20 protein-coding genes are annotated in these 22,671 nt (G+C 51.1%); 19 read left to right on the forward strand and 1 reads right to left on the reverse strand.

The features are described from left to right. Nucleotides 1–129: 129 nt before the first annotated feature. From DW817_RS04805 to DW817_RS04830, 6 genes are all read left to right on the forward strand, one after another. Nucleotides 130–1,308, forward strand: a complete 1,179-nt coding sequence (locus DW817_RS04805) for a M20 family metallopeptidase (protein ID WP_021736959.1) — start codon at nt 130–132, stop codon at nt 1,306–1,308. Then, nucleotides 1,305–2,045 carry a YoaK family protein gene (locus DW817_RS04810; protein ID WP_021736967.1) on the forward strand — a complete coding sequence of 247 codons (741 nt, stop codon included), beginning with the start codon at nt 1,305–1,307 and terminating at the stop codon, nt 2,043–2,045. The genes DW817_RS04805 and DW817_RS04810 overlap by 4 nt, the downstream gene beginning before the upstream one ends. Before the next feature lie 73 nt (nt 2,046–2,118). Then, nucleotides 2,119–2,757, forward strand: coding sequence for an ATP-binding cassette domain-containing protein (locus tag DW817_RS04815; RefSeq protein WP_120111244.1), 639 nt, complete (start codon nt 2,119–2,121; stop codon nt 2,755–2,757). Continuing rightward, nucleotides 2,754–3,545 carry an ABC transporter permease gene (locus tag DW817_RS04820; RefSeq protein ID WP_021736952.1) on the forward strand — a complete coding sequence of 264 codons (792 nt, stop codon included), beginning with the start codon at nt 2,754–2,756 and terminating at the stop codon, nt 3,543–3,545. The genes DW817_RS04815 and DW817_RS04820 overlap by 4 nt, the downstream gene beginning before the upstream one ends. 209 nt (nt 3,546–3,754) lie before the next feature. After that, entirely contained in the window at nt 3,755–5,212 is a 1,458-nt protein-coding gene (locus DW817_RS04825) for a nicotinate phosphoribosyltransferase (protein WP_120111247.1), read from the forward strand. 721 nt (nt 5,213–5,933) lie between these two features. Continuing rightward, entirely contained in the window at nt 5,934–6,917 is a 984-nt protein-coding gene (locus DW817_RS04830; protein WP_009015228.1) for a gamma-glutamyl-gamma-aminobutyrate hydrolase family protein, read from the forward strand. Nucleotides 6,918–7,007: 90 nt separating this feature from the next. Here the strand turns inward: DW817_RS04830 and DW817_RS04835 are convergent, their stop codons facing one another. Then, nucleotides 7,008–7,949, reverse strand: coding sequence for a LysR family transcriptional regulator (locus DW817_RS04835; protein ID WP_009015227.1), 942 nt, complete (start codon nt 7,947–7,949; stop codon nt 7,008–7,010). A gap of 277 nt (nt 7,950–8,226) precedes the next feature. On the opposite strand from DW817_RS04835, the gene DW817_RS04840 reads away from it, so the two are divergent. The 13 genes from DW817_RS04840 to DW817_RS04900 all read left to right on the forward strand — a co-directional run bounded on the left by DW817_RS04840 (nt 8,227) and on the right by DW817_RS04900 (nt 22,278). Further along, nucleotides 8,227–9,555 (forward strand): enolase C-terminal domain-like protein, encoded by a 1,329-nt coding sequence (locus DW817_RS04840; protein WP_021736956.1) that lies wholly within the window; start codon nt 8,227–8,229, stop codon nt 9,553–9,555. A gap of 106 nt (nt 9,556–9,661) precedes the next feature. Continuing rightward, complete coding sequence (locus DW817_RS04845; protein ID WP_009015225.1) at nt 9,662–11,077, forward strand: GntP family permease; 1,416 nt, start codon at nt 9,662–9,664, stop codon at nt 11,075–11,077. 63 nt (nt 11,078–11,140) lie between these two features. After that, the gene (locus DW817_RS04850; protein WP_120111251.1) at nt 11,141–12,097 is read left to right on the forward strand and encodes a hydroxyacid dehydrogenase; all 957 of its coding nucleotides are present in this window, start codon (nt 11,141–11,143) and stop codon (nt 12,095–12,097) included. A gap of 50 nt (nt 12,098–12,147) precedes the next feature. After that, a complete protein-coding gene (locus DW817_RS04855; protein WP_026385389.1) occupies nt 12,148–12,351 on the forward strand; it encodes a ferredoxin family protein in 204 nt (67 codons plus the stop codon). Continuing rightward, the gene (locus DW817_RS04860) at nt 12,352–13,500 is read left to right on the forward strand and encodes a 2-oxoacid:acceptor oxidoreductase subunit alpha (protein WP_009015222.1); all 1,149 of its coding nucleotides are present in this window, start codon (nt 12,352–12,354) and stop codon (nt 13,498–13,500) included. Further along, nucleotides 13,500–14,315: a thiamine pyrophosphate-dependent enzyme gene (locus DW817_RS04865; RefSeq protein ID WP_009015221.1), complete on the forward strand. Its 816-nt coding sequence runs from the start codon at nt 13,500–13,502 to the stop codon at nt 14,313–14,315. Before DW817_RS04860 ends, DW817_RS04865 begins: the two co-directional genes overlap by 1 nt. Nucleotides 14,316–14,317: 2 nt before the next feature. Continuing rightward, nucleotides 14,318–14,848: a 2-oxoacid:acceptor oxidoreductase family protein gene (locus DW817_RS04870; protein WP_016459453.1), complete on the forward strand. Its 531-nt coding sequence runs from the start codon at nt 14,318–14,320 to the stop codon at nt 14,846–14,848. A gap of 83 nt (nt 14,849–14,931) precedes the next feature. Next, nucleotides 14,932–16,626: a dihydroxy-acid dehydratase gene (gene ilvD, locus DW817_RS04875; protein WP_014128704.1), complete on the forward strand. Its 1,695-nt coding sequence runs from the start codon at nt 14,932–14,934 to the stop codon at nt 16,624–16,626. A 100-nt stretch (nt 16,627–16,726) separates the two neighbouring features. Continuing rightward, on the forward strand, nt 16,727–17,074 hold the full coding sequence (locus DW817_RS04880) for a VOC family protein (protein WP_016459454.1): 348 nt from the start codon (nt 16,727–16,729) through the stop codon (nt 17,072–17,074). Between the two features lie 111 nt (nt 17,075–17,185). Continuing rightward, a complete protein-coding gene (locus DW817_RS04885; RefSeq protein WP_120111255.1) occupies nt 17,186–17,680 on the forward strand; it encodes a nitroreductase family protein in 495 nt (164 codons plus the stop codon). A gap of 26 nt (nt 17,681–17,706) precedes the next feature. Further along, complete coding sequence (locus DW817_RS04890; protein WP_120111258.1) at nt 17,707–19,026, forward strand: acetyl-CoA hydrolase/transferase family protein; 1,320 nt, start codon at nt 17,707–17,709, stop codon at nt 19,024–19,026. 355 nt (nt 19,027–19,381) lie between these two features. After that, nucleotides 19,382–19,927 carry a flavodoxin family protein gene (locus tag DW817_RS04895; protein ID WP_009015215.1) on the forward strand — a complete coding sequence of 182 codons (546 nt, stop codon included), beginning with the start codon at nt 19,382–19,384 and terminating at the stop codon, nt 19,925–19,927. 953 nt (nt 19,928–20,880) lie between these two features. Next, a complete protein-coding gene (locus tag DW817_RS04900) occupies nt 20,881–22,278 on the forward strand; it encodes a hypothetical protein (RefSeq protein WP_120111261.1) in 1,398 nt (465 codons plus the stop codon). The last annotated feature ends 393 nt before the right edge of the window (nt 22,279–22,671 follow it).

A 22,671-nucleotide genomic window follows, 5' to 3' on the forward strand; every position in this document is an offset into this window, starting at 1 on the left:
CCAGGAGTGCATAGACACTTTAGCACCCCAAAATTTGACAAAGAACCTTTTTTTTTGAGGGTTTGACAAGCGGAAGCAGCCTTTCTATACTTAGGAAAGAAGTAACAAGGAAAAGAGGGGGATTTTCCATTGGATACACAAAAAGAAGCCCTTTGGCACCTCATTGATGAACAAAAAGGGGTACTTATTTCGACGGCTGACGACATTTATGACCACCCTGAATGGGAAGGAAAGGAGGTCCATGCAGCTTCGCTGCTGACGGACCTTTTTAAGGAAATGGGGTTTGCAGTGGAACTTGGCGTGGGCGGACTTCCAACCGCCTTTCGTGCACGGTACCAACATGAGGAAGGCGGGCCATCCATTGGCCTATTATGCGAATATGACGCACTTAAGGATTTTGGTCACGGCTGCGGCCATCATCTCCAAGGACCGGCCGTGATTGGAGCAGCCCATGCCTTGAAAGAAATCCTCACTGACCGTCCCTACCAGCTTGTCATTTACGGAACGCCAGCTGAAGAAAGCTTTGGCGGCAAGATCAATATGCTTGAAGCCGGTCTTTTCCAGGATATCGATGTCGCACTCATGATGCATGGCGGTCCTTACACCCAAACTGATGTCAAGAGCCTTGCCCTCAGTGAGATCCTTGCCACCTTCCATGGCAAATCCTCCCATGCGGCCATTGCGCCCCACAAAGGGCGGTCGGCACTGGACGCCCTGCTTCTTGCCTTTAACGGAATCGAATATCTGCGCGAACATGTGCCTGACGATGTCCGCATGCACTATACCATTGAAACCTTGCCCGGTCCCAATAATATCGTTCCCGATACAGCAGTCGGATCCTTCTGCCTTCGCTCTTATTCTCGGGAAGCCCTTGATGAAGTTGTAAGCCGCGTTCGCGATATCCTAAAGGGCGCGGCCCTTATGGCTGGTGTAACGGTTACTATGGTTGACCGTCCTTCTTTTGACGATAAACTGCCTGCACCAACCCTCAATGCCGTCATCATGGAAAATGCCAAGGCCTGCGGCGCTCCAGGGATTGCACCGCCTCGCGAAAAGACAGGTTCCACGGATTTTGGCAATGTCCTTCACCGTATGCCCGGCGCCTGCGCCCGCATCAAGTTCGTTCCGGAAGGCGCGGCAGCCCATTCCCAGGAATATTTGGATCATGGCAAGGATGACATGGGCCATGCCGCCATCCTATATGGTGCCAAGATTCTTGCAGGAACGGCTTATGACCTCATTTGCGGCAAGGATCTCATGGACCGGATCAAAGAAGATTTTCAAAAGGAGCTTACGAAACGCCAATGAAACCCAATAAGAACACAGGCGGCTATTTTGCCACCCATTATGATGAAATCATTCACTGGCTCATGGCCTGCTATGCTGGCTTTGGCGGGATGTATTCCGTAGTGCTCCATGCCCGGAATTTTGTCAATGCCCAGACGGGGAACCTCATGAGCATTACGGAAGATTTTTTGGGCGGTGATTTTTTCTCCGTCATGACAAGGGTAGGGGCCCTCATCATGTTTGCCGCTGGGGTTGTGGTTTCTTTCCTGCTTTCCCAGAAAATCCAAAAAGATATGCGCAAAATCGTCATCTGCGTCAATGCCGTTGCCATAACCCTCGTAGCGCTCATGCCTCTTACTTGGGACCCCATTATGACCATCTATCCCATGATTTTTGCGGCCAGTTTTCAATGGGGAACTTTTTCCGAAGCCCAGGGCTATGCCAGTGCGACCATCTTTCTTTCAAATAACACGAAGCAGTCCGTACTTGCTTGGACCCAGTTTTTTATGACGAAGGACTGGAAATATTTCCACAAGGCCATTCTCTATACAGGGACCATCCTTTCCTTTATGGCTGGCTGCCTGGCAGCCGGATTTGCTGTCCTGCGGGAAGGCGTCTATGGAGCCTTTTATGGGTATGCCCTTCTTGTCATTGCCATGATCCTTGTCCATCTTTCCGACCGGTATGGCGGAACAGAAGAGGAAGAGGCCATGGACCGGATCAAAGAAGTGGAAGAAGAAGAAAAGATGCCCGTATGACGGTTCTTCCTATTTTCGTGCTCACTTGCAGAAAAAAGGATCTATTAAAAGGGCATAAAAGGGGATGACAGCAATGAGCAATCCAATTTTATATTCTGATGATCAAATGACAGCTTTGGGAAGGATCGTGTACCCGGAAATCAAGATTGAACGAGGGTCCATGACCTTCCTCATCGGACCCAGCGGCTGCGGCAAAAGTACCTATCTGCGGCTCCTTAACGGCACCCTCCTGCCAGATAAAGGAACCGTCCGTTATGAGGGAAGGCCGCTTGCCAGCTATGACATCCTCAGCTATCGGAAAAAAGTACTTCGTGTACCTCAGGAACCTTTTTTATTTGAAGGGATCATCAAGGAAAACTTTGAAGCGTATTATGGGGTCCTGCGTGAAAAGCCGCCTTATCTGGATCAGATGCGGGAAGCCCTTCGGCGGGCCGCCCTTCCTATTTCCATCGAAACTGACTGCCGCAGTCTTTCTGGCGGGGAACGGCAGCGCGCTTATCTTGCCCTTTTTCTTTCTTTTTCCCCTGATGTTCTGCTGCTGGATGAACCCACTGCGTCCCTTGATGAAGATACAGCGCGAACCCTGTTTCATTCCTTAAAGGAAGAAAGCCATCAGACGGGAAGGACCCTCTTATGTGTGTGCCATGATACCCACCTCACGCATGAATTTGCTGATGCCACGATTTTTCTAGCAGGAGGCCATGAAAAATGAACCTGTTCCTGATGCAGTTTCTGCAATTTTCGACGGTTTATCTCTTGCTCCTTTTGATTCTTTTTATTATGAAGCGGTGCCGCATTGAAAAGACAGGCCTGCTTCTTACGGCAAGCGCGAAGATGACCATCCAGCTCATCCTTTCAGGATGGGTCCTGACCTATCTTTTTGATAGACCCAACTCGTTATGGACCGGTCTTTATTTATTTGTCATGATGGCTTTTTCCATCCACCGCGTCCTATCCAAAAATCCGGGCCTTTCTCCTTCTTTCCGTTTTGTGATTGGTCTATCCATGACTCTAGGCGGGTTTTCCATTTTAGCCTTCTTTGTCATGGCTGTCGCAAGAAGACCTTTTTTTGACCCGCAGTATGTCATCCCTTTGGGCGGCATGCTCCTCGGCAATGCCATGAACAGCGTTTCCCTAGGCATCAAGACCTTTCGGGAGACCCTGGTGGGGCAGCAGGCCCGTATGGAAGCCTTGACCTGCCTAGGCGCGGATAGTGGAGACATTCTCCAGCCATTTGTCATCAGGGCCCTTGAAACGGCCATGGTTCCGACGCTGAACTCCATGGTGGGCATGGGCATCGTGTCCCTGCCGGGCATGATGACCGGGCAGATCCTTGCTGGGGCGCCTCCGCTTTTGGCCATTCTCTACCAGATCTCCATCATGATTGCCATTGCTTCCGTCGTTACCTTGACAAGTTTTGCCTCCCTTTATGCAGGAGCGCGGACCCTTTACGATAAAAAGACACAAATGATTCGGCTCCCTGAAACAAAAGGGCACTGACTTGTCAGACGTGCAGTTTTTCAGATAATTGCCATGACTTTTTCTATGCAACATGATAAAATGAAACATATTGACGCTTGTCATGAGAACGGAATGGCCCACAGGCTGAGAGGGGACGCTTCTTCCCGCCCCCAAGACAAGCGGCGCATTATCAGAGGCCCACAAGGAATTCCCCTTCGTGGGCCAAAACCTTGGGAGGGTATGCACCAATGCAATCAGATGAACGAAATTTGTCCCTTGTTATGGATCTTTATGAAATGACCATGGCAAATGGCTATTTTAGTGATGGTCTGGACAAGATAAAGAAAGTCACTTTCGATGTCTTTTATCGAAACAATCCTGATAATGGCGGCTATGCCATCTTTGCTGGCCTGGAACAAGTGCTCGAACTGGTGAAGAATTTCCATTTCTCAAAGAGTGACGTAGCTTATTTCCGCAGCCTCCATCTGTTTAGCGAAGAATTCCTGACCTATCTTGAAAGCTATCATTTCCATGGCGATATCGATGCCCTGCCCGAAGGAACCGTCATGTATCCCCATGAACCCATCCTGACGGTTACCGCGCCCATGCTCGATGCCCAGCTGCTTGAAACCGCTATCCTTGCGGAAATCAATCATCAGTCCCTCATTGCGACAAAGACGAACCGGATTGTCCGCGCGGCCCAGGGCCGCGTTGTATCTGACTTTGGTGCACGCCGGGCCCACAACATGGATGCAGCTGTCTATGGAGCCCGTGCCGCTTATATTGGTGGGGCCAATGGGACCGCAACCGTCCTTGCAGGCAAGGAATTTGGTATTCCCGTAGGCGGTACCATGGCCCACAGCTGGGTGATGTACTTTGATGACGAATTTGAAGCCTTCAAAAAATATGCGGAGATCTACCCGGATAATGTGGTCCTTCTCATTGATACGTATGACGTCATCCATTCCGGTCTGCCCAATGCTATCCGGACGGCAAAGGAAATCCTTCATCCCATGGGCAAACGGCTCAAAGGCGTGCGCATTGATTCTGGGGACCTGGCTTACCTTTCCAAACGGGTCCGCAAGATCCTTGATGATGAAGGGCTCCATGACTGTCAAATTGTGGCTTCAAACAGCCTTGATGAATATACCATTCGGTCCATCCTTGATCAGGGAGGACGCATCGATTCCTTTGGCGTTGGTGAACGCCTCATTACTGCTAAAAGCGATCCGGTCTTCGGTGCGGTTTATAAGCTGGTTGCTGTCGAAAACCAAGACAAGACCTGGACGCCGCGCATCAAGGTTTCTGAATCCATTGAAAAGATTACGAATCCTGGCCGGAAGGACTTGTACCGTATCTACAACAGCAATGGCAAGGCCCTTTGTGATCTCATTGCCTGCGAGGGTGAAACGGTTGACCTTTCGGCGCCCTTCCGCTATGTCGATCCCAAGGAACCTTGGCGTCTCCGTCACTATACAAACTGCACGGCCAAAGCCCTCAAGGTTCCCGTTGTCCGTGACGGCAAGGTAATCTATCAAACACCAAGCCTTGACGCAATCCGTGAGTATGTGCGGCATCAGCTGACCGAAGAAATCTGGGAGGAAGAACAGCGCTTTGAAAATCCGCATCCTCACTTCATGGATATGACGCCAGCCTACTACGAAGAAAAGATGCAGGTCTTGGCTCAATCGAGAAAAGGCCGCTAAAAACGTTTCCCTGTCCTTATAAGGACAGGGTTTTCTTTTTTCTTTATCAAGCGACTTGAGGATAAAGAGGGGACTTCCCGAATTGGTTCTAAGACGGAGTCGGGGATAGGTCTATTGCAGTTCTGTCATTATAATGGCGATATCGCACCAGCCGCAAGATAAATGTCCCCGCTGATTACCATTCCCTTTATCATTTCTTCTTTCGTTCGGCCCACGAGAGAAAGGATTTCTTCGCGCGGGGCTGTAGGAGCCGGCGTGCTTCGGTGAGGATCAGGCCTTTTTTTGCCGCGCGGAAAAAGCGCTTCCCCAGTTCGTGTTCCAGTTCCAGAAGGGGCCTTGATAAGGTAAGCTCGTCAGATGATGGAATGATGCTGCTTTGGTTATGTTTTCTTCTCGGGTAGCCGCCAAGAAGCAGCGTAGGGATTGCGGCTTCATATACTTCATATACCTCTCTTAAGGATCGAAAAACGTATGATAAAGGACGTAACCATCATTTCGTCGATTATATCCTTTTCTTTTACTGAAACAAAGGGACGATGAATGGGGGGGTAAGAGGTACCTTCAGCCGTGGGTATTAACCTTAGAAGCCAGTGAATCGATGAAATGATTTCAAGAATCGATGCAGATTGATTCAAAGCTGTCCTTTTTTTTGACTTCTTTTTAGCGTCTTGATACACTGAAATGAGTTACTTAAACGGAATACAGAAAGGAGTAGGAAAAGATGAAAAAATGGAGTCATGTTTTATCTGCGGCGATTCTTACGGTAGGAATTTGCCTGGGCTATGGGCAGGAAGCCCAGGCCATGGTGGGCGGGAAACCGGTCATTGGAATTTCCTGGAAAAGTCCTAAACAGGCAAAATCATATGAGGCTTTCAAAAAGATCATTACAATGGCCGGTGGGATTCCTGTCGAACTAGATCAGATCAAAAGCACGGACGTCACCTATGCCGCCGATGGAACGGTGGACAAGGCCTATGTGGAACCTTCTGGGATGCTGAAACAGGCGTATGCTGATAAAATTCGCCATGATGGATTCGAACGGACCAATATCCAGACTGTGATGCAGGGAATCGATGGTGTATTTGGAACGGGTGGGGAAGACATCAGTCCCTCCCTGTACAAAGTACCAGAGACAGAAAAAAATCACGGTGAAACAATCAATGCGGCCCGGGATATTTCTGACTACGCACTGCAGGATTACTGCCGCCGTCATGATATTCCCGTTCTTAACGTATGCCGCAGCGAACAGATGATGGGCATTGTGTACGGCGTCACCTTCATTCAGGATATTCCTGATTATTACAAGACACAGGGCGTCAAGGCCTATAAGGAAATCCATCGCATGGCACCGGGAACGCCCAATCGCGACTATACCCATCATGCAATCCGTATCCTGCCCGTGAACAGCAAGTTACGCAGCATTGTAGGGGACGATACGTTTGACAAGGTTTCTTCTTGGCATCATCAGAATATCCTTTCCGTTGCAGGAACGGGTCTCATCCAGACGGCAGAATATACCGATCAGGGACTGAGCCTTGTCGAGGGCGTTGAAGATCCTCATCGCAAATTTGCAGTTGGGCTTCAATTCCATCCGGAAAATGACATCAAGCAAGTTGTCCTGAACCATAAGGACCCGAAAGGCTATGCTGATGTTGACATCTGTCTTGCTTTCTTTAAGGCGTTGATCGCTGCTTCCCAAAAATAAGGACAACATAAAATGCCCGCTCCACTGAAATGTACCCTCTTTACTGGACACCCAGTAAGGAGGGTACATTTCACAAGGAGCGTTTTTTTTTTACTTTTGATTTGTCAGGAGCGGGTCTTTTTCAGTGAAATACCTAACAATCAGCTCTTTATAGCAGGCCATGGCCTTGCTGACGTAGGTATCTTTTTTGTGGACCGTACACATTTCCCACAAGGGATCGCCGGGAATTCGGTAAAACGCCACATCGTCCTTGCCGCGGATATAGCCCGCCGAGGTGATGGTACAGGCAAGACCGCTTGCCACGATCTTTAACAGGGCGCGGATGCTGCCTGATTCAAAAAGGACATAGGGACGGATCTTAGCTGCCCCGAGGATCCGGTTGATGAGGCTTCGCATGGTCGATTCCTTGTAGATGAGCACAAAGGGCAGCTCCTTGATTGCTGATAGGTCCATATAGGGAAGGTCTTCCAAATAGGTCCCTACAGGCGCCGCGTCCTTGGCCAGGGGATGCTTCCGCGGCAGGCACAGGAGCAGGGGCTCATAGCGGATGTGGTCATACTGCAGATCGGCCAGTTTCTGCTGCTCCGAAAGCGTGACAAGTCCCAGGTCAACATAGCCTTGGGCAATCTGGAGCTGCTGGTTATGGACGCGCATTTCGTGAGGCTCCACGATGATGCCGGGAAACTGACGGTGGAAGGCAGGGTATGTGGCAACAAACATATCAAGGCCGCGCTCCCGAGAAAAGGTAAAGGAAAGATGGCCTAAGTTGTCTTGAGCAAGGTCGTTGATGATGTTGTAGGCTTCCCTTTTTTCAATGAGCATCTGCCGGCCATATTTTAGATAGACCTTTCCTGCATCCGTTGGCGTAAGGTCGTGCTTTCTGCGGTAAAACAGCTTGATGCCCAAGGCATTTTCCAGTTTGAGAAGCTGCTGGTTGAGGGCGGACTGGGTCACAAAAAGTTGCTCGGCTGCCCGTGTGATATTCCCCGTTTCTGCAATCTTGACAATGTATTCAATCTGTTTTAGGTCCATGGATGCCTCCTTGGGCACGTATGCCCGCCTTTAAAAAGGGGAGAGCTGCCGACATGTATCGTTTCATGCAGGGTAGGCTCTTTTTTGGAAATTAGGTTAACTTTTAATTAGAATTTCTTAGAATAATTCTAAAAACAAACAATTTGAATTATAGTACCATGGACCGTACAATAAAGTCAACGAGAGAATCTTAAAAAGATTCTAAAATAACTGAAAACACTTATTTCAGGATGGGCATCTGTAACAAGGTGCATAACACGAAGGAGGAAAAAGCGTAATGGTTCCTGTGATTACCAAAATGGAAGTATATCCTGTTGCCGGTCACGACAGCATGCTGCTCAATCTCAGCGGAGGTCATGCCCCATACTTTACCCGCAACATCGTAATTCTGACGGACAGCGAAGGCAATACAGGGGTAGGGGAAGTTCCGGGAGGGCCCAAGATCACGACAGCCCTTGAAAATGTGAGCGATATTGTTGTAGGGACGAAAGTCTCGGATTACCGCAATACGCTTCTTAAGGTCCAGGCTGAACTTGATAAGAGCGGTGAAAAGGATGAACGCGGCGCCCAGACCTTCGACCTTCGTACAGGTGTCCACGTCCTGACGGCCATTGAGGCTCCTTGCCTTGACCTTTTGGGCAAAGCACTCGATATGCCGGTCTGCCGTCTTCTTGGCGCCGGTCAGCAACGTGATTTTGTCCGCTTCCTGGGTTACCTGTTCTTTGTTGGCGACCGTAAGAAAACTGATCTGCCTTATCAGTCCGAAGAAGATTCCGACTGCGAATGGTATCGTCTCCGCAATGAAGAAGCCATCGATGCCGAACATGTTGTGGCCTTGTGCAAAGCCGCCAAGGATAAATATGGTTTCAAGGATTTCAAACTAAAAGGCGGAGTCCTGCGCGGTGACGAAGAGATGAAAGTCATCAAAGCCATGAAGAAGGCTTTCCCTGATGCCCGTATGGACCTTGATCCCAACGGCGCTTGGCATCTTGATGATGCCGTCCGCTATGTAGCGGATATGCACGGCATATTGACCTACTGTGAAGATCCCTGCGGAGCCGAAGACGGTTATTCCGGCCGCGAAATCATGAGCGAATTCCGCCGCCGCACTGGTTTTCCGACGGCAACGAACATGATTGCTACGGATTGGCGTCAAGTCGGTCACTCCCTGGAAAGCCAAGCGGTCGACATTATCCTTGCTGATCCCCATTTCTGGACCATGAATGGTTCCGTCCGTGTGGCCCAAATGTGCCACGAATTCGGCTATACCTGGGGCAGCCACTCCAACAACCACTTCGATATTTCCCTTGCCATGTGCGTCCATGTCGGTGCTGCCGTACCGGGTGAATACAATGCCCTGGATACGCACTGGATCTGGCAGGAAGGTCGTGAACGCTTGACCAAGGAGCCGCTCAAGATTGCGAACGGCGGGATCAAGGTTCCGGATAAACCGGGCCTGGGCGTTGAAATCGACCGTGACCAGGTGATGAAAGCCCATGAACTTTACAAGAAACATTGCTTGGGCGCTCGCAATGACGCCATCACCATGCAGTACCTGATTCCGGGCTGGAAATTTGATGCCAAGTCTCCGTGCCTTGTTCGCTGATTAAAAAAGACCTGCCGAGGTGAGGCGGCAAGTCGAACGGGAAAGGAGTGAGGCCTTTCCCGTTTCATCCAAGTAAAAAAGAAAATATGTGAGGGAGTTTCAAAAAATGGCAGAATCTACACGGATGCTCCTGGGCTTAAGCCTTGGCATCATAACCATGATCATCTTGGTTGCCAAAACCAAGGTCCATAGTTTCATTGCAATGCTCTTAGCTGCCCTGATTACAGGCATTATCGGCGGCATGCCGATCGTGACCGTCAAAGCAGCTGATGGAAAGACCATCGTTGGTGTCATCAATGCCATTACCACGGGCTTTGGCAACACCCTGTCAAGCACGGGCATCATCATTGGCCTTGGCGTCATGATGGGCGCCATTCTGGAAAAATCCGGCGCAGCCGAACGTCTTGCTGTAAGCTTCATCAAGGCCGTAGGCAAGGGCAATGAAGAATGGGCCCTAGGCGTAACGGGCTGGGTGGTTTCCATTCCAGTTTTTGCTGACTCGGCTGTCGTTATGCTCTGCCCGCTCTGCAAGGCCATTTCCAAGGTGACGGGCAAATCCGTCATCGGCTTGGGACTAGCCCTTGCCTGCGGGCTCCAGCTGACCCACGTCCTTGTACCGCCCACCCCAGGACCTTTGACGGCGGCGGGCATGCTTGGCGTTGACGTTGGTCAGATGATTGCCGGCGGTGCGCTCTTGACGATTCCCATGCTGATTGTGGTCGTACCGTATTGCATGTGGATTGGAAAGAAAATCTATCAAGTCGTCAATGAGGACGATGAATATGTTCGCCCCAGTAAAGATGGCGACGTGAAACGGGCATCAACGGATCTTTTGGACCAGTTCCTGAATCGGGACGACCTGCCCGGTTTCTGGATTTCCGCAGCGCCGATTGTGGTTCCACTCTTCCTGATCCTCTTAAAGACCGTTCTTGACCTTGCTGGCGTCGATAAGGCAGCTGCTTATTATCCGGCCCTGGCTCTATTTGGGAGTCCTATCGTGGCGCTGATGATTGGCTGCCTGATCGCCATCTATGGATTGATGCCGGAGCGAAAGACCAAGGAAGTCCTTGATATCATGAATGAAGGCATCAAGGATACAGGGCTCATCATGCTCATTACGGGTGTGGGCGGCTCCCTGGGCTATGTTGTCCGTGCTTCTGGTATTGGCAGTGTCCTCGGTAAGATGGTTGTGGGACTTCCCATTCCGGCTGTCCTCATTCCCTTTTGCATTGCAGCCCTGATGCGAATTGTCCTGGGCTCTGCCACGGTTGCCATCGTCACGGCGGCTTCGCTGACCATGCCGCTTATGGGCCAGCTGACCATCAGCCCGCTGCTTATGGCCATGAGCTGTTGCGTCGGTGCCATTTCCTTCGGCTATTTTACGGATTCCGGATTCTGGGTATGGAACGGGATGTTTGGTGTTTCTGACCTTAAGGAACAGCTTGCCTGCAAAACGGCTGTTTCCATGATCATGGCGGGTGTGGGGCTTGTAGAGCTGCTCGTCATCCAGTTCTTTCTGTAAGTCAAATCAAGGGAAAAGCATTTGCTTTTCCCTTTCCTGTAAGACAGGGGAGGCGATTTATCCATGTATAAGATCTTGATTCCAAAAGCCCTGAAAGAGTCGGCGCGTACGTTCCTTACGGATAAAGGCTATGAACTCGTCGAACTTCAAGGCACGGATGAAGAAACCATGAAAAAGGCAATCAGCGACGTTGATGCCGTCATTGCCCGTACGGAAAAATATACACCTGCTGTCATTGAAGCCGCTAGGAACCTCAAGATCATTGCCCGTTACGGCATTGGCTACGAAAACATCAATCTTGAGGCCTGCGACAAAAAAGGCGTTACCGTGACGCTCGCCCGTGGGTGCAACACCTATTCCGTGGCTGAGCATGCCATTACGCTCATGCTCGCTGCCCTGCGCCAGATTTCACAGCTTGACCGGGAAGTTCGCAAAGGGGATTGGAAGAGCCGTGACCGTGTAGAAACTCACGAAGCCCGCGGCAAGGTCTTTGGTTCTATTGGCATTGGGCCCATTGGTATGGAGGCCGTCAAGATTGCTCATTTTGGGTTTCAGATGAAGATCCTTGTCTATGATAAATTTGTGGACCAGTCGAAGTTCCCGGATTGGATCGAATTTACGAACACCTTGGACGACCTGATGGAGCGCAGCGATGTGGTATCGCCCCATCTGCCCCTTAACAAGGGAACGTTCCATATCCTAAATGAAGAGAGTATTTCCCATATGAAACGCGGCGGTATACTCCTGAATGTTTCCCGCGGTGCCATCTGGGATGAAAAAGCTGTCTATCAGGCTTTGCAGGAGGGACGGATCGGAGCCGCGGCCGGAGACGTTTTTGAAACGGAACCGCCGACGCCGGACAATCCACTTTTTGCACTGCCAAACTTCATCGGGACGCCGCATACAGCGGCCCTTAGTGAAGAAGCTGTTACTGCGGTTGCCATGAATTGTGCTCATGCCATTGATGATCTCTTTTCTGGTAAAGAGCCGCTTTATATCATCAATCATCCGACCCGCTGAGGGCTGGGGTGCTGTTAACTGTCCTCTAGGGGGACAATCTGTATGGAGGGATGACCATGGAAGGAAAGTTTCTCATCAAGATCAACACAAAGTTCTGCAAGCAATGCGGAATCTGCTCTGCCCTGTGTCCGAAACAGGTCTTTGATCAGGAAGTAGGCAAACCGCCTGTTGCCGCGCGTGCTGACGTATGCATTGGCTGCAAGATGTGCGCCATGCGTTGCCCGGACTTTGCTATTGATGTGGAGGGAAAGTAAATGGGAAAAACTGTCAAGAAATTTATGGAAGGCAATGATGCCATGGTGGCCGGCGCCATCGCTGCCGGTGCTCGTTTCTATGCGGGCTATCCGATTTCCCCGAGTTCGGAAGTCGCTAAGGGAGCTGCCAAGGAACTGCCCCGTCACGGCGGTGTCTATATCCAAATGGAAGATGAAATCAGCTCCATGGCTGCCCTGTGCGGGGCTTCCCTTGCTGGGAAGAAAGCCTTTACGGCAACCAGCGGTCCTGGCTTCTCCCTGATGCAGGAAAACCTCGGCCTTGCTGTCATGAGTGAACTGCCCTGCGTCGTTTATGATGTACAGCGCAGCGGTCCTTCGACGGGGGCTGCCACGAAACCGGCCCAAGGGGACCTCATGCAGGCCCGCTATGGGACCCATGGGGATCACAGCATCATTGCCCTGGCTCCGTCTTCCGTCCAGGATTGCTATGATCTTTCCATTACGGCGTTCAACCTTGCTGAGAAATATCGCACGCCGGTCATTTTCTTGGCTGATGAAGTCATTGGCCACCTCCGTGAAACGGTCCGCATCCGCAAACCGGAACCGGAAGAAATCATTGACCGCAAAGCGCCTGCAAAGGGAACGGCTCAAAAAGACTTCCATCCCTATGACTATTCCTCCGATGTGCCCGCTCCCATGGTTGGTGCCGGAGACCGAGACCTCCTTATGAGAACGACGGGTTCCACCCATGATGAAAAAGGTGAATTCAGACCGACGCCGGAAAATATTAACCGCGTAACCCATTATCTCATTGATAAGATTGAAAATCATACTGATGATATCACCATCACCCGTGAATATCAGATGGAAGATGCAGATACGGTCATCATCTCCTTTGGCTGCTCTGTCCGCAGCTCCCGTACAGCCGTCGATCTGCTCCGTAAGGAAGGCGTCAAAGCAGGGATGCTGCAGCTTGTAACCGTGTGGCCCATGCCGGAAAAAGCCATCCGCAAAGCCCTTCAGCAGGCAAAGACCGTTGTCGTTGCCGAACTCAACATGGGTCAGCTGGCTGGTGAAGTCCGCAAATACAATGACTATGGTGCCAGGGTTGTTCAAGCAAACCGCACCGATGGCGTCCTCATCACCCCGGAGGAAGTTGTAAGCGCTGTTAAAGGAGGTCGGGAATAATGAAGTCCTACAAGGATTATATGCTCTTTGATAAATTGCCGCAGACCTGGTGCGCCGGCTGCAGCCACGGCATTGTGCTCCAGTCCATTGCCGCTGTCATGGCTGAACTGGAAGTGGATAAGCACGACATGGCCCTTGTCAGCGGGATTGGCTGCTTTGGCCGTGTTGATGACTACCTGGACATCAACTGCATGCACGTGACGCACGGCCGTGCCCTTGCGGCCGCAACCGGGGTTGCCCTTGGCAATCCGAACCTCAATGTCCTTGTCACCATGGGTGACGGCGACGGCACGACCATCGGCGGCAACCACCTCATCCATGCGGCCCGCCGCAACATCAATGTGACGGCCATCATTTCCAATAACTATAACTATGGCCAGACCGGCGGCCAGTATTCCGCCACGACGCCGACCCACAGCATTACCCAGACCTCTCCTTATGGCCATGTTGAACAGGCTTTTGATATCTGCCAGCTTGCCATTGCCGCAGGAGCCAGCTACGTTGGCCGTGCCACGGCCTATAACCCCCTCATGATCCGCAAGCTCATCAAGGAAGGAATGCAGGTCAAAGGGTTCTCCCTCATTGAAGTCATGAGTGCCTGCCCGACCCACTATGGGAAATTCAATAAACTAGGTGAAGCTTCCCGCATGCTCAAGCTCATGAACGAGCAGAGCGTCACCGTCAGCCAGGCGGCGAAACTGTCTCCGGAAGAGCTGAAAGGGAAACTCGTTGTGGGCTGCCTGAAGAACGAACCGCGGGATGATTACTATACGGAATATGCCCGGATCATTGAAGCCCAGAAAGTTGAGGATTGAAGATGAAAAAAGAAATCGTTTTGAGTGGTGTCGGCGGACAAGGGGTTGTTTCTGTTGGCGAAGTCATGGGTCTTGCAGCTTCCCTTTATGAAGAAAACCTGAACGCAACTATGTCGGCGTCCTATGGTTCCGAAGCTCGCGGAACCTTCACGAAAACGGATGTCATCATAAGCGATGGGGAAATCGGCTATCCGAATGTTGCTTCCCCGGATATCATCCTCTGCCTGGCCCAGGTTGCCTACGACCGTTATGTTGACGCTTTCCGTGATGACACAATCGTCTTTTATGACAGCGAGGAAGTTACGCCAAAGGCGGGCGCCAAAGGTGAACATATCGGTTTTCCGTATCGCAGTGAAGCCATTGCCCTTGGCAGTATCCAAAGCGCCAATTTCGTTGCCCTGGGAACCATGAGCAAAAAGACGGGACTTTTGGGTGCTGAAGGCTGCCTTAAAGCTATCGAAGACCGTTTCGGCGGCAAGAAGAAAGTGGTAGAATCGAACCAAAAGGCCTTCAAGCGAGGCCTTGAACTGTAATCGCTGATCAAACAAGCGGCGATCGAGCAATTAGAAAAGGAAGAGGAAGGGCATGCGCCTTTCCTTAGAAAGAGGGATTCCCCATGAGTGACAAAGAAGAATTGCGTTACAAGGACGAGCGAAGCGGTATCCTTGTCAATGGAGTGGGGCGCAGCGGAAACCGGGCACTGCTTTACAGCATGGGTCTCGAGGAAGATGATTTCCGCAAACCCATGATTGGGATTGCTAACTCCTTTAGTGAACTCGTCCCTGGCCATATCCATCTCCGTGAACTGGCCCGGGATGTAAGCGATGGTATCCTTGAAGGCGGCGGGATTCCCCGCGAATTCGACACCATTGCCCTTTGCGATGGCCTCTGCCAAGGCCACTGCGGTATGCGCTACTCCCTGCCGAGCCGTGAGATCATTGCCGACTCCGTAGAAGCTGTTGTCGAAGGCAACCAGCTTGACGGTGTCGTGCTCATCGCCAGCTGCGACAAGATTGTACCGGGGATGATGATGGCGGCAGCCCGCTTGTCCATCCCGGCTATTGTCGTAACGGGCGGCCCTATGATTGCCGGTAAATGCAATGGCAGGACCAATATCTGCCTGAGCAACCTGCGCGAATTTGTCGGTGAATATCAGGTCGGCAAGATGACCTATGATGAACTTCGCAAGATGGAAATGGCATCGCTTCCGACGGTGGGTTCCTGCTCCATGTTCGGGACGGCCAATACCATGAGTGCCTTGGCCGAAGTCCTGGGCCTCACCCTGCCCTTTATGGGTACTTGCCCGGCTGTCGCGTCGGAAAAACGGCGCCTTGCCCGTGCCAGCGGCAAACGCATCGTAAAGATGGTTAAAGAAGGCCTTTCCACGGATAAGATCCTTACCAAAGAAGCTTTCCTCAATGGCATCAAGGCTGTCATGGCCCTTGGCGCTTCTACAAACTCCGTCCTGCATCTGATGGCCATTTCCCATGAAGCCCATGCGGACATCACCCTTGATGACTTTGACCGGATCAGCCGGCAGGTACCCTATCTGTGCAACCTGCGTCCGTCCGGCGCCTATGCTGTGGATGTGCTCCATGATAACGGCGGTATTCCTGCCGTCCTAAAGGCCATCCAGGATAAGATTGATGATTCCCAGATCACGGTCACGGGTCACTCCATCAAGGAAGTGCTGGAAGCCCAACCCCTTGTGGAAAATGATGTCATTTATCCTCGGTCGGCACCGAAAAACAAGCAGGGCGGCATTGCTATCCTCCATGGCAACCTGGCTCCTGATGGCGCTGTCGTCAAGGCCAGTGGTGTCAAACCGTCCATGCACCAGTTCACGGGCAAGGCCCGCGTCTTTAACAGCATGGAAGACTCCATTACGGCCATTGAAAACGGCGAAATCCATGCTGGCGAAGTCATTGTCCTGCGCTATGAAGGCCCGAAAGGCGGCCCTGGCATGCGGGAAATGTTCCTTGTCACGGCCCTTCTTGTGGGACGCGGCATGGATGAAAGCACGGCCCTTATTACAGACGGGCGTTTTTCCGGGTCGACCCGTGGGCCCTGCATTGGTCATATTTCTCCGGAAGCGGCCGCTGGCGGTCCCATTGGCCTTATTGAAGACGGCGATATCATTCACATCGATATCCCGAACCGCTCACTGACTGTGGATCTTTCTGACGAGGAACTGGCCGCGCGGCGTAAACACTTTACCCCTGTTGTGAAGGCAACGTCTCCGCTCCTTAAGAAATACTCAGCCCTTGTATCTTCTGCGGATAAAGGAGCCATCCTCCATACCCATGATTGATTTTGATCAGGGACTTTCCTTACGGCCTATGGTACAATAGGGGAGTCCCTTGTCATGACAAGGCCCAATGACTATGCTCAAATGAGGAGGAATGCCCACCATGGCAGTAACCTATCGACTGAAACATGTTGGCATCAATTGTGAAAATGAGGCCGAGGCCAAAAAGCTTGTCAGTCTTTTGTGCCATCTCTTCAACATGGAAACCGGCCACGAAAACGATACCCATACCTTTGTTTCCACGGCTTTTGAAGTGATGAAGCATAACCAGATCGGAACGCACGGGCACATTGCTCTCCAGACCGATGATGTTGAGGCGGCCATGAAAGACCTCGCCTCTAAAGGCATCACCTTCAAAGAAAATACCATTCGAAGAAATGAAGAAGGAAAGATTACCTTTATCTACCTTGATGGTGATATTGCAGGTTTTTCCTTCCATCTGACGGTCTAAGCCATCCCCCTCTTATCCTTGGACCGTCTGAAACCCTTCTTTACACGCAACTCTAGGCAGCATGCTGTCTAGAGTTGCGGCGTATCTGGGAAAAGCAAAAAGGAGACCTTGATGGACATTTTTGAGAGTCGGACCAGTGTCCGGGCATTTACGGACGAACCTGTGGCCAAAAGTCAGGTGATGGCACTTCTTCGCGCCGCCATGCTGGCGCCTTCGGCGTGCAACCAGCAGCCTTGGCGCTTTTACGTCATTTATGACAAAAAGCTTCAACAGGCGCTTTGTGATACCAGCCCCTACGCGGCATTTGGCGCAAAGGCCCCGGTCCTTATTGTCATCACCTATGTGACTGACTGCATCGTTTCTGAATTTGCTCCCATCGATGCCTCCTGTGCCGCGGAAAACCTCTGGCTCAAGACCGCAGAACTGGGGCTTGGCGGAACATTGATGGGCGTTTATCCAAGACGCGAGCGAGCCCTTGCCGTAAAAAAACTCCTTGGCCTTCCTGTTAAGGAAGAGGCCTTTGCCCTTTTTGCTTTGGGGCACCCTCAAAAGACGCGGAGCGCCGAAGACCGTTGGCATCCTGAATGGATCCATGAAAGAAGGTAAATTCACTTCCTGAAAGGAGTATCGTTATGCTTGAAAAATATCGCAGTAAAGTTGTGACCGCTGACAAAGCGGCAGAAGCCATTAAAAGCGGCGACTGGGTTGATTTTGGTTTTGGCTCCGGCTTCCCGGAACTGATGGATGCCGCCCTTGCTAAAAGAAAGGGGGCCGTAACGGATGTCAAGATCCGCGGCGGTCTTGTCTACCGGCCATCCATTGCCGTCGTTGAATGCGACCCGGACCACGAAAGCTTTGATTACTACAGCTGGCATTTGGGAAACGCGGAACGCAAGTACTTCTCAGCTGGACAGATCCATTTTGCTCCCATGTTGCTTCGCCTTTTGCCGCAGATGTACCGTGAATACCTAACCGTTGACGTCGCCTGCATTCCGGTCTCCAAGCCTGATGAAAATGGCTGCTGCGGATTGGGTCTTGCCAGCTATGCCTGGAAGACCATCATGAAAAAAGCCCGGACCGTCATATTTGAAGTCAATGAACACATGCCGACTCTTCAGGGTGTTGATGGTTCTCACCGCGTGAGCCTTGACGACGCTGATCTCATCGTCGAAGGGGAACACGCATCGCTTGCTGCCAACAAGTACCGTACACCGTCGGAAGCGGACATCAAGATTGCTGAATATGTCGTCAATGAAATCCCAAATGGCGCCACCTTGTCCCTTGGTGTGGGAACGGTTCCCTTTACCATTGCCGAGATGCTCGCAAAATCCGATAAGGAAGATCTGGGCTGCCATACGGGAACCATCAGCGATGCCTTCCTGATGCTCTATCAAGCCGGGAAACTGACGGGTCGCAGGAAGGAAATCAATACCGGTCTTGCCGCATGGAACCTTGCAAGCGGCAGTGCGGAACTTTATCAGTGGCTGAACGATCGCCCGGATCTTTTCTATCCTGCCGATGTGGACTATATCCACAACCCGCGCAACATGGAAAAACTGTCAAACTTCATTAGTATCAATGGCGGTGTCCAGCTTGACCTCATGGGACAGGAAAATGCTGAATCTGTCGGAATCCGCCAGCTTTCCGGTACGGGCGGCCAGCTGGACTTTCTCGAAGGGGCTTTCCTTTCTCCGGGCGGGGCGGGTTATATCTGCATCAATTCGGCCCGCAAAGATAAGAAAGGGCAGCTTCATTCCAATATTCTTGCTTCCATTCCTGCCGGAAGTACCATTTCCGCACCGCGCGGCCTCATCCAAAATGTCGCTACCGAATACGGCGTGGCCCATCTCACAGGCCTTACCTTGAAAGAAAGGGCCTATGCCATGATTTCCGTCGCTCATCCAGCCTTTAGGGACGAACTGAAGGCTTATGCCGACGCAACCTTTAAATAAGAAATAGCAAAAGGCACGGGGCCGATAAGAAGTGATTCTTATCGGCTCCTTTTGGATGTCGTCTTGCAGAACATACTCCTGATAACACAGCTTTCACACTGTCGTTAGGGCCTTACGGTGTTGTCCCTTCTGGTCTTTTAGCCTCACAGCATCCCAGCTTCACGGCATCAAAGCAGTGCCTTTATGGCTTTAGCAGCATGAGCTTTTTCGTGCATTTTTCGTCGAATCGGAGCGATTTTGGTTCTGATAAAAAATATCATAGCTTTTACGCATGGAATTCCCTACATCATAAGTATTGGAAGGGATGTCCCTTTCTCGTTATACTGAAAGAAAAGAAGAAAGGAAGCATGCCCTTATGACGAAAAAAGTCCTCATCATTTCAAGTTCCCTTCGCAAAGGGGGAAATTCTGAAACGCTTTGTGATGCCTTTCAAAAAGGCGCGGAAGAAGCGGGATATCAGGTGGAAAAAGTGAGCCTTGCCGGAAAGCAACTGGCATTTTGCCAAGGCTGTCTTTCCTGTCAGGAAACGCGGCACTGCATCCTTCATGATGATGCGGAAGCCATTACGGCAGAAATGAAAGCAAGTGATGTGATTGTCTTTGCTTCTCCTGTCTACTACTATGGCCTGACAGGTCAGCTAAAGACCCTTCTTGACCGGGCCAATCCGTTATTTGCGTCAGATTACAAGTTCCGTGACATTTATTTTCTTGCAAGCGCTGCGGAAGAGGGAGCAAAGACGCCGTCAAGATCCATCACAAGTCTGGAAGGCTGGATTGAATGCTTTCCCAAAGCGCACCTTACAGGCACCGTCTTTGCGGGCGGCGTAACGCGTGTCGGCGACATTAAAGGTCACCCGGCCCTAAAAAAAGCCTATGACATGGGACGTTCCCTTGGAGAATAAGGGATGGGGAGAGGCTGTGAAAAATGATTTGTTCATTTTTTCACGGCTTTTTTTTGGAAAAATGGGAAGAGGTGGCACATGGGGTTCTTAAAAAAGTACAGAAAACACGTAGGAATTGTTTCACAATCGCGGTACGATTTTCTTTTGTGCTAACAAGGGACGTGCACGATAAAAGTTATTGCGGCATTTGGTCATTTTTCCTACGTGTTTTGCCTTAGCGCTCGGTGCGCAGCATCAATCCGCCTTACCAAGGCGGGGAACCATCAAGTGGGATCATGACATGACCTCCTTTATGGTGGTGGATGATGAGACTGGTTTTTGCCCGACGTTTCCTTGCGAGCGGGAACAAGGCAGATTCGCCCGGAGTTTCGAAGGATGCTTTTGGAGCGAAGCGGAATGACGATGAACATGTTTGAGGGCGAATTAAGTTTTAGCTTGATAGCTAGAGCCGTAGGCTCGTGACAGCTGGACCGCTTGCTACCCTGTATTAACTCGGCGTGATTTATGTTACGTAGACTGCGCTTTTTTCCTCACGATTTTTTATTTCCATTTGCTTTTTTTAAATAGGGCATAGACGTGGTCAGCGGCTAAGAGCACCCGGCTTCATCGACGACGGCATACGATTTGTGTATAGCGAGGAGATTGAGGTTGTGGGCGACAACGCTGCTGGCTGCGTATAGGTCCATAGGCTGAAAAAGCCTCTTGCCTGATAAGCTGGGCGCTGGAAGTGACGACACGTGGTTAGGAGGAAAAGCACCCAGGCACCAACTGTCCCCAAACGTGAGATGGCCCATTGTACGATAGGCCATGAGCCCCTTGCCTCAGATCAATATGTCCTATAGCAAAGGGTTCACGTATGTTCAACAAATCAGAGCGATTTTTGCTCTGACTAAAAAAGGTTCTTCATCCCGCCTTCACTTCATTCCCTTATGATAGAATCCGAGGTGATTGCCATGAAAAAAATGACAGCGGCCGTATTGGCGGCCCTTCTTATGAGTCCCCTAGGGACATCTTTTTATGCTGCGTGTGAAGCGGCAAGTACGGACCTGCGTGTTTCCAGTGCCTCTTCACAGCCACTGCCGCCTAGTCCTCCGCCGGATGGAATGCCCCCGCAAGGAATGCCGCCGCAAGGGGGAATGGGCGGCTTCAATCCACCGCAAACGGTGATGCAGGGAACTGCGAATGTGACCGTAACTAAGGCGCAAACCCTTACGGAAAAGACCTATACCTCCACAGGGAGCAATGAAAATGCCCTGCGCGTCAAAGGTGCCACAGTCACGCTAAAAAGCAGCAAAATCGAAAAATTGGGCGGCACTTCGTCTTCTACGGAAGGCGGCGACTTCTACGGCATGAATGCAGCTGTTTTGGCAACGGATGGGGCAGCGCTTACTGTGGAAGATACAGCCATTACGTCAAACGCACCCAATGGCAACGCCCTTTTTAGCTACGGCAAAGGTACGAAAGTATCGGCACAAAATGTCACCATCCATACGACAGGACGCAATTCCGGCGGTCTTCAGACAACAGGCGGAGCCAGCATGAAGGCCGTTGACGTAAAGGTCTTGACAGAGGGAGATTCCGCTGCGGCCATTCGTTCCGACCGAGGGGGCGGAACGGTCCGCGTTACTGGCGGCACGTTTGAGACCAAGGGACATGGATCCCCGGCCATCTACTCCACAGCAGATATTGCCGTAACAGGAGCGGCTTTGCGTGCGGCCCATTCTGAAGGGGCCGTTATTGAAGGCAAAAATAGTATTTCCCTTACGGACTGCAGTTTGGAAGGCGCCATGGATGAATCGCGCCTGATGGGCCCTAAAACAATCCAAGAAGAAAATACGCAGGGAATCATGATCTATCAATCCATGAGCGGCGATGCGGAAGAAGGCAAGAGTACTTTTTCCATGGTCGGGGGATCCCTTATGGTTCATAAAGGCGATGTCATTTATGTAACCAACACGAAATGCCGTATTTTCCTGGACCATGTGGACATTAAGCAGGAGGAGGCCCAAAAAGCCCTTATCCGTGTCTCGGGTAACAGCGCCTCGAGGGGCTGGGGGAAAGCTGGTGTCAATGGAGGAGATGCTGTCATTACGACCAAGGACCAGACTCTTTCCGGCCGCATTGTGACCGATACCATTTCCAAACTGGACCTCACTTTGGGGGCGGGAAGCACTTTTACGGGTTCGACCCAAATTGAAGAAAATCGTGCGGCGTCAAAAGCGGACGGCACCCTTTCTGTGACCGTTGAAAAAGGCGCCGTGTGGGACCTGACAGAAGACTCCGTTGTGACGCAGCTTGTCAATCACGGCACCATCCATAAAAACGGCCATACCTTGACCGTTAAGAAATGAAAGTGATAGGGGATTGATGCAGACGCCTAAACCTGCAAGCAGGAAGGCTAAAGCTGCCTGTGATAACTAGCTGAAAGGCCCAACGCACGGCGCCAAACCATCCCTCTTCAAGAGAGGGCGCCGAATATATTTTTCGATAACACGGTTTTGCGGTCTGCCTGGCCAGCAGAGCTTGTGCCTACGGACAGCCTTGAATCATCGAAAAATGCCCCTTGCTCCTTCTCGTGTGTAGACGTCTTACCAAAATCGCTCCATGAAGGGGTTCAATTCATGAACCCTTTCATGGTCTCCCACCCTGGTAAGGAAGAACAGCATATGCCGTCTCTAAGGAAAAAGATAGAACCAGATAGAGCTAATAAGAAGAAATTGCTTCCTAATTTCATGCTGTAAAAC

Origin of the sequence: Acidaminococcus sp. AM33-14BH (genome assembly GCF_003603525.1) — a bacterium.
GTDB lineage: Bacteria > Bacillota > Negativicutes > Acidaminococcales > Acidaminococcaceae > Acidaminococcus > Acidaminococcus intestini.

Bases quoted from the DNA above. Each gene is read 5' to 3' on its own strand.
- DW817_RS04810 (WP_021736967.1), top strand. From the start codon at position 1,305: ATGAAACCCAATAAGAACACAGGCGGCTATTTTGCCACCCATTATGAT.
- DW817_RS04815 (WP_120111244.1), top strand. From the start codon at position 2,119: ATGAGCAATCCAATTTTATATTCTGATGATCAAATGACAGCTTTGGGA.
- DW817_RS04820 (WP_021736952.1), top strand. From the start codon at position 2,754: ATGAACCTGTTCCTGATGCAGTTTCTGCAATTTTCGACGGTTTATCTC.
- DW817_RS04825 (WP_120111247.1), top strand. From the start codon at position 3,755: ATGCAATCAGATGAACGAAATTTGTCCCTTGTTATGGATCTTTATGAA.
- DW817_RS04830 (WP_009015228.1), top strand. From the start codon at position 5,934: ATGAAAAAATGGAGTCATGTTTTATCTGCGGCGATTCTTACGGTAGGA.
- DW817_RS04835 (WP_009015227.1), bottom strand. From the start codon at position 7,949: ATGGACCTAAAACAGATTGAATACATTGTCAAGATTGCAGAAACGGGG.
- DW817_RS04840 (WP_021736956.1), top strand. From the start codon at position 8,227: ATGGTTCCTGTGATTACCAAAATGGAAGTATATCCTGTTGCCGGTCAC.
- DW817_RS04845 (WP_009015225.1), top strand. From the start codon at position 9,662: ATGGCAGAATCTACACGGATGCTCCTGGGCTTAAGCCTTGGCATCATA.
- DW817_RS04850 (WP_120111251.1), top strand. From the start codon at position 11,141: ATGTATAAGATCTTGATTCCAAAAGCCCTGAAAGAGTCGGCGCGTACG.
- DW817_RS04855 (WP_026385389.1), top strand. From the start codon at position 12,148: ATGACCATGGAAGGAAAGTTTCTCATCAAGATCAACACAAAGTTCTGC.
- DW817_RS04860 (WP_009015222.1), top strand. From the start codon at position 12,352: ATGGGAAAAACTGTCAAGAAATTTATGGAAGGCAATGATGCCATGGTG.
- DW817_RS04865 (WP_009015221.1), top strand. From the start codon at position 13,500: ATGAAGTCCTACAAGGATTATATGCTCTTTGATAAATTGCCGCAGACC.
- DW817_RS04870 (WP_016459453.1), top strand. From the start codon at position 14,318: ATGAAAAAAGAAATCGTTTTGAGTGGTGTCGGCGGACAAGGGGTTGTT.
- ilvD (WP_014128704.1), top strand. From the start codon at position 14,932: ATGAGTGACAAAGAAGAATTGCGTTACAAGGACGAGCGAAGCGGTATC.
- DW817_RS04880 (WP_016459454.1), top strand. From the start codon at position 16,727: ATGGCAGTAACCTATCGACTGAAACATGTTGGCATCAATTGTGAAAAT.
- DW817_RS04885 (WP_120111255.1), top strand. From the start codon at position 17,186: ATGGACATTTTTGAGAGTCGGACCAGTGTCCGGGCATTTACGGACGAA.
- DW817_RS04890 (WP_120111258.1), top strand. From the start codon at position 17,707: ATGCTTGAAAAATATCGCAGTAAAGTTGTGACCGCTGACAAAGCGGCA.
- DW817_RS04895 (WP_009015215.1), top strand. From the start codon at position 19,382: ATGACGAAAAAAGTCCTCATCATTTCAAGTTCCCTTCGCAAAGGGGGA.
- DW817_RS04900 (WP_120111261.1), top strand. From the start codon at position 20,881: ATGAAAAAAATGACAGCGGCCGTATTGGCGGCCCTTCTTATGAGTCCC.